Below are 5,180 nucleotides of genomic sequence, written 5' to 3' on the forward strand. Positions count from 1 at the left end.
ACCACCCTGCTCACCGGTCTGATCGGTTTCCTGCTGATCGTCAGCGTTGGTCTGATCATCCGCAACTATCTTTCCTATCTCAATCTGCTACTGGTGGCGAGGGTGTCGGCGGTGATTATCACGGTCATCGCGATCATCTCCATCTTTACGGTACTCGCCTACCGGATGGGCCTGAGTGCGGGCCTGACGGTGACCTTCTTCCCGATGATCATTTTGGCCTGGACCATCGAGCGTATGTCGATCCTCTGGGAAGAAGAAGGCCCCAAGCAAGTGCTGATCCAGGGCGGCGGCAGCCTGCTCACGGCGGTGCTGGCTTACCTGGCCATGAACAACCCCTGGGTGCGTCACATCACTTTCAACTTCCTTGGCGTACAGCTGATCCTGATGGCCTTCATTCTGCTGCTGGGCAACTACACCGGTTATCGCCTGCTGGAACTGCGTCGCTTCAAACCCATCACCGATGACGAGAAGCCCTCATGAGTTGGTTCGATAACTGGACCTGGCCGACCAGGCTGAGGGATAAAGGCATCATTGGCATGAACCGGCGCAATATTCGCTATATTGGCCGGTACAATGCGCGCCATCTTTACCCGCTGGTGGATGACAAGCTCAAGACCAAGCTGTTGGCCGAGCAATACGGCATTACCACGCCCAAACTGATCGGTACCGTGGCCACGCAATTCGGCGTCAAGCACATGAGTGAGATGCTGGCAGGCCACCACGGCTTCGTCATCAAGCCCGCCAAGGGCAGCGGCGGCAAGGGAATCCTGGTGATCGAACGGGTCGAGGATGGCCTGTTCTTCAAGCCTAGTGGGGCTTCCTTGACCATGGAAGATATCGAGCGACATGTCTCGAACCTGCTCTCTGGGCTTTATTCGCTGGGGGGTTCCCCTGACGTCGCGGTCATTGAAACGCTGATCAACTTCGACGAGAGCCTGCTGGAGTATACCTACGAAGGCGTGCCGGACATTCGCGTCATCGTGTTCAAGGGGTATCCGGTCATGGCCATGATGCGCCTGTCCACGGCGGCATCGGATGGCAAGGCCAACCTCCACCAGGGCGCGGTGGGAGTAGGGCTGAACATCGCCACGGGAGCCGCGCTGCGCGGTGTCCAGTTCGACCGCCCCTGCTTCAGCCACCCGGACACCGGGCATGATCTGGCCAGCCTGGTGGTGCCCCAGTGGGAAACGCTGCTGCACCTGGCGGCGGGCTGCTATGAAATGACCGGGCTTGGGTATCTCGGCACCGACATGGTACTGGATCGGGAGCATGGCCCGATGCTTCTGGAGCTGAACGCGCGTCCCGGTCTGGCCATCCAGATGACCAATGGTGAAGGCCTGCGCCGCCGCCTGGACCTGATCGAACGGCAGCCAGAGAACGTTCCCGTAGCCAAGCGCGTTGCGTTTGCCCAGCATCACTTTGCGCGCCGAAGCGAGCTGGTGGAAACTCCTGACACCTCTTCGGCAACCGCGTAGACTAGGCCCATGATGTTCAACGAGCTGTCCAATGACTGAAGCCAACACGTTACTGCAACAAGCCGAGTCTCAATGCCACACCCGCGGCGTACGCTTTACCCCTATCCGCCGCCGGGTGCTGGAGCTGATCGCCGAAAATGGCGGCGGTCTGAAAGCCTATGACCTGCTGGATCAGCTCTCCACGGAGCATGCCGCTGCTCGGCCGCCGACGGTGTATCGGGCGCTGGAGTTCCTGATCGACCAGGGCCTGGTGCATCGCATCGAGTCGCAGAACGCATACGTTGCCTGCGCCTGCCCGGAGCATGTCCACGGCTTTCAGCTGTTGATTTGCCGCCAGTGTGGCTATGTGGAAGAGCTTCATCTGGACGAAATCAGCGACCAGCTGGCTGCGCTGGCCAAGCGTCAGGGCTTTCATGTAGAGCGCCAAACCATCGAGCTTCAGGGCTTGTGTCAGGCGTGCCGACCTGCGAGTGATACGTGATGTCCACAGTCAACCAATACGACGGCGACCTGTTCAAGTCGCTGGAGTCCGCCTCCCCCTCAGACACGCTGCCCGATGTGGCGACCATTCTTGCCTCGGTGCGCTTCAATTCGGACGGCCTGCTGCCGGCCATTGCTCAGCAGCATGACAGCGGCGAAGTGCTCATGATGGCCTGGATGAACCGTGAAGCGCTGGAAGAAACGCTCACTACCCAGCGAGTATGCTACTACTCTCGCTCTCGTCAGGCGCTCTGGCGCAAGGGTGAGACGTCCGGCCAGCAGCAGCATCTGAAAAGCGCTGCGCTGGATTGCGATGGAGATACGCTGCTGCTGCAGGTAGACCAGACGGGGCCCGCGTGTCACACCGGCAGGCGCAGCTGCTTTTACGTGGCGGTGGATGCCCACAAGGCCGCCATCACCAGCGAACCACTGATCGACCCCGCCACCCTGTATGGCAAAAAAAGTCCTTGAAGGCACCCTCTTGAAAGCGTTGAAGGCGGTAAAAAACGCGCTGATCAAGGGAGTGTCACTATTGATGGTCGGCCTGGTTCGGCTTTATCAATATACGATCAGCCCGCTCCTGGGCCCCCGCTGTCGCTACTGGCCCAGCTGCTCTTCCTATGCCATCGAGGCCATCCAGGTGCACGGGCCTTTCAAAGGGGGCTGGATGGCACTCAAGCGCATCCTGCGCTGCCACCCCGGCAGCGCGGGGGGTATGGATCCGGTGCCTGGCGGCCGCAGTGAGCAACTCTGCAAGGAAGATGATGGCTGCTGCTCAGGCCCCTCCTCCAAACCTTCAGAGCATTAGGCTTTGTACGAAAACTGCCTACGCTCGCCCATACGGCGTTAAAAATCGGCTCGTGCGCGAGTCCGATCAAAGTACTCATTTACACCTTGTAAACTCCGTCTTTTCGCCGATTTTTGCCTTGTCTGGCCATCGCTCGCCGACTTTTCGTACAAAGCCTAGCAAATTGCTTTTCTAATGCTGCTTAGCCACCTGATAGATGCGCTCCAGCATGGCATGCAGGCCGTTGCTCCGAGTGGGTGACAGGTGCTTGTCCAATCCCAGATCCGCCAGAAAATGCGGTTCCGTCTGCTGGATTTCCTCTGCCGTGCGCTCGCTGTAAATGCGCAGCAGCACCGCGATAAGCCCCGAGACGATGGCAGCGTCGGACTTGGCCTTGAAGATCAAGCGGCCGCCCTGCTCTTCATGGCACATCCACACGTTTGACTGGCAGCCTTGAATCTTGAATTCGTCGGTGATTTTGTCAGCGGGAAACGCCGGGAGCTGCTTCCCCATATCGATGATGTACTGGTAGCGATCCATCCAGTTATCGAACATTTCAAACTCTTCGACCAGCTCTTGTTGGGCGAGCTCGGCACCGGAAGTGGTCATGGTGGTTCCTTTTCAGGGTAAGTGCGTTGAAGGCCAACATTATAACGGTTCAAGGCTGCTCTGGGGGTGCTGTTTTCAAGCGATGCCGCTGCTGCTGCTCATGCCACTCATGGGCTTCGGTGTGCAGGTAGCGGCTGGTGGTGTCCAGTCTTGAGTGGCGGGCGTTTTCTGCCAGGTAGCGCAGGCTGACACCCGCCTGGGCTTGATGGGTAATCGAAGTGTGGCGTAGCCAGTGGGGGGTGGCCTTGCGTAGCGCATCGATATACTCCCTCTTGCCCCCTTCTGCTTCAAGGGCCAGGGCCGCAAGGCCGAAGGTCTCCTTGATCAAACGATAGAGCTGGTTGTCGCTGATCCCGCGCTGCTTGTCCAGCGCGCGGATCAGCGGACCATGTTCGCTAACACCGGGCAGGCCCACTAAGCCCAGCGCCTGGCGCCACTGCTGCAGGCATGCCTGCATGTCCTCAGGCAGCGGTATGCGCGCTTGCTTGCCGCCCTTGCCAATCACATGCCACCACCAGCGCCCTTCACTGACCCGAAAATCGGCCATGGTGGCGCTGGCCATCTCATGGATACGCGGCGCCAATAGGTAGGCAAAGCCGAAAATGAAGCGATGCCGCGCATGTTCATAGCGGCCGCGTGCATCCTCGGGCATAGGCCGTGTATTCAGCCATGCCCATAGCCAGTCCCACAGTGGTCGCTCCAGATAGCGTTCGATACGTTGGGTCTGATTATTGAGGCGGCGCGATTTGTCGCGCATCAGCACGAATGGGTTGTGGCCTACCCACCCTGCTTCCACAAGCCAGCCAAACAGCCCTTGCAGGATGACGAGGGTTTGACGTCGGCTGGCCGGTGACAGCCCACCGCGAAACGGTCGCCAAGCCGGATGGTGGCGTGGTTTGGAAGGTCCTACCCACATCTCCCTGGGCTGCGGGTTTTCCAGAAATGCCTCGAAGTCCCGCAGTGTTTCACGGTTCACCTCCCTTAGCCCGCGCCCCTGACTGCCCAACCAGAGCAACAGCCGCTCCGCTTCACGGCGATAGCTCTTCAGGGTTTGCGGGCTGTCCTGATACTCCGCCAGCCATTGCGCAACGGCCTGATAGTCGGTGTCGGCCGCCACATGGGGCGTTGCTGAATCGGTGGTTGTTAGCCTGCTCCCAATATCGGGAAACACGTCGCCACTGCCCTTCCGCTCGGCCATCTCCAGCCCGTTGGCGAAGGTCGCAAGGTGCGTTGAGTCGTAAAGCGGCGCAGGTGGCTGGGTCATGAGGGTGTCTCGCGCTATCAGAGGGCTCAGCATCGCCTTTTTGGCGTATAAATTCAAGATAATATGGGTAATCTTGAATTTATGTTCTTTTAAATAAATAATATTACGTTTTATGTAATACGTAATAATTGAGTTGAATCCGTTTTTACATGACAATGGCGCACAGCAACTATCCATCCTGATCATTTCAGGCGCGGCTTACTTCAAGGATTCAAACAGGCATGGCTCGGAACGGCATTCAGTACGGTGATGTACAGCAGGCAATCGATACCTTGCTGTCACGTGGCGACACGCCAAGCGTGCAGCGCATACGCGATGTGCTGGGGACCGGCAGCTTCACCACCATCAGCGAACACTTCCGCACCTGGCGGGCGGCACGTGAGCAGAATCGTGACGTTCCCCCACCCAAGGGCGTCCCGGAAGTGGTGGTCAATGTGGCCAGTGAGCTATGGCGCGAAGCGCAGGAGCTGGCCAACGAGGCGCTGTCGCACTATCGCGAAGAGGCCAACAGGCAAGTAGAAAGTGCTAAGCAGGACGCCGCCGAAGCACGCCAGCAGGCCGCCAA

Annotated in this window: 8 protein-coding genes; 6 read left to right on the top strand and 2 right to left on the bottom strand. The window is 58.9% G+C overall.

Going from position 1 to position 5,180, the window contains the following annotated elements; translation table 11 throughout:
* The 5 genes from HSS18214_RS17780 to yidD form a co-directional block, all read left to right on the top strand.
* The coding region (locus tag HSS18214_RS17780) for a 7TM domain-containing protein (protein WP_040460766.1) at positions 1 to 480 on the top strand (480 nt) is incomplete at its 5' end.
* On the top strand, positions 477 to 1,475 hold the full coding sequence (locus tag HSS18214_RS0103070; protein WP_016913839.1) for an alpha-L-glutamate ligase-like protein: 999 nt from the start codon (positions 477 to 479) through the stop codon (positions 1,473 to 1,475). The genes HSS18214_RS17780 and HSS18214_RS0103070, both read left to right, overlap by 4 nt.
* A 31-nt stretch (positions 1,476 to 1,506) precedes the next feature.
* Positions 1,507 to 1,956, top strand: a complete 450-nt coding sequence (locus tag HSS18214_RS0103075; protein WP_016913840.1) for a transcriptional repressor — start codon at positions 1,507 to 1,509, stop codon at positions 1,954 to 1,956.
* The gene (gene hisI / locus HSS18214_RS0103080) at positions 1,956 to 2,426 is read left to right on the top strand and encodes a phosphoribosyl-AMP cyclohydrolase (protein WP_016913841.1); all 471 of its coding nucleotides are present in this window, start codon (positions 1,956 to 1,958) and stop codon (positions 2,424 to 2,426) included. Before HSS18214_RS0103075 ends, hisI begins: the two co-directional genes overlap by 1 nt.
* Positions 2,427 to 2,490: 64 nt before the next feature.
* Positions 2,491 to 2,763: a membrane protein insertion efficiency factor YidD gene (gene yidD, locus HSS18214_RS0103085; RefSeq protein WP_237718584.1), complete on the top strand. Its 273-nt coding sequence runs from the start codon at positions 2,491 to 2,493 to the stop codon at positions 2,761 to 2,763.
* Positions 2,764 to 2,934: 171 nt separating this feature from the next.
* Here yidD and HSS18214_RS0103090 read toward each other — a convergent pair whose 3' ends face one another.
* On the bottom strand, positions 2,935 to 3,351 hold the full coding sequence (locus HSS18214_RS0103090) for a SufE family protein (protein ID WP_016913843.1): 417 nt from the start codon (positions 3,349 to 3,351) through the stop codon (positions 2,935 to 2,937).
* Positions 3,352 to 3,400: 49 nt separating this feature from the next.
* On the bottom strand, positions 3,401 to 4,615 hold the full coding sequence (locus HSS18214_RS0103095; protein ID WP_016913844.1) for a tyrosine-type recombinase/integrase: 1,215 nt from the start codon (positions 4,613 to 4,615) through the stop codon (positions 3,401 to 3,403).
* Positions 4,616 to 4,836: 221 nt separating this feature from the next.
* Here HSS18214_RS0103095 and HSS18214_RS17785 point away from each other — a divergent pair.
* Positions 4,837 to 5,180 (top strand): DNA-binding protein (locus HSS18214_RS17785; protein ID WP_040460768.1); only part of this gene is annotated, 344 nt, incomplete at its 3' end.

This window comes from Vreelandella stevensii S18214 (assembly GCF_000275725.1).
GTDB lineage: Bacteria > Pseudomonadota > Gammaproteobacteria > Pseudomonadales > Halomonadaceae > Vreelandella > Vreelandella stevensii.

What these genes read in the sequence shown, in the direction of transcription:
- HSS18214_RS0103070 (WP_016913839.1), top strand. Translation starts at nt 477, where the DNA reads ATGAGTTGGTTCGATAACTGGACCTGGCCGACCAGGCTGAGGGATAAA.
- HSS18214_RS0103075 (WP_016913840.1), top strand. Translation starts at nt 1,507, where the DNA reads ATGACTGAAGCCAACACGTTACTGCAACAAGCCGAGTCTCAATGCCAC.
- hisI (WP_016913841.1), top strand. Translation starts at nt 1,956, where the DNA reads ATGTCCACAGTCAACCAATACGACGGCGACCTGTTCAAGTCGCTGGAG.
- yidD (WP_237718584.1), top strand. Translation starts at nt 2,491, where the DNA reads ATGGTCGGCCTGGTTCGGCTTTATCAATATACGATCAGCCCGCTCCTG.
- HSS18214_RS0103090 (WP_016913843.1), bottom strand. Translation starts at nt 3,351, where the DNA reads ATGACCACTTCCGGTGCCGAGCTCGCCCAACAAGAGCTGGTCGAAGAG.
- HSS18214_RS0103095 (WP_016913844.1), bottom strand. Translation starts at nt 4,615, where the DNA reads ATGACCCAGCCACCTGCGCCGCTTTACGACTCAACGCACCTTGCGACC.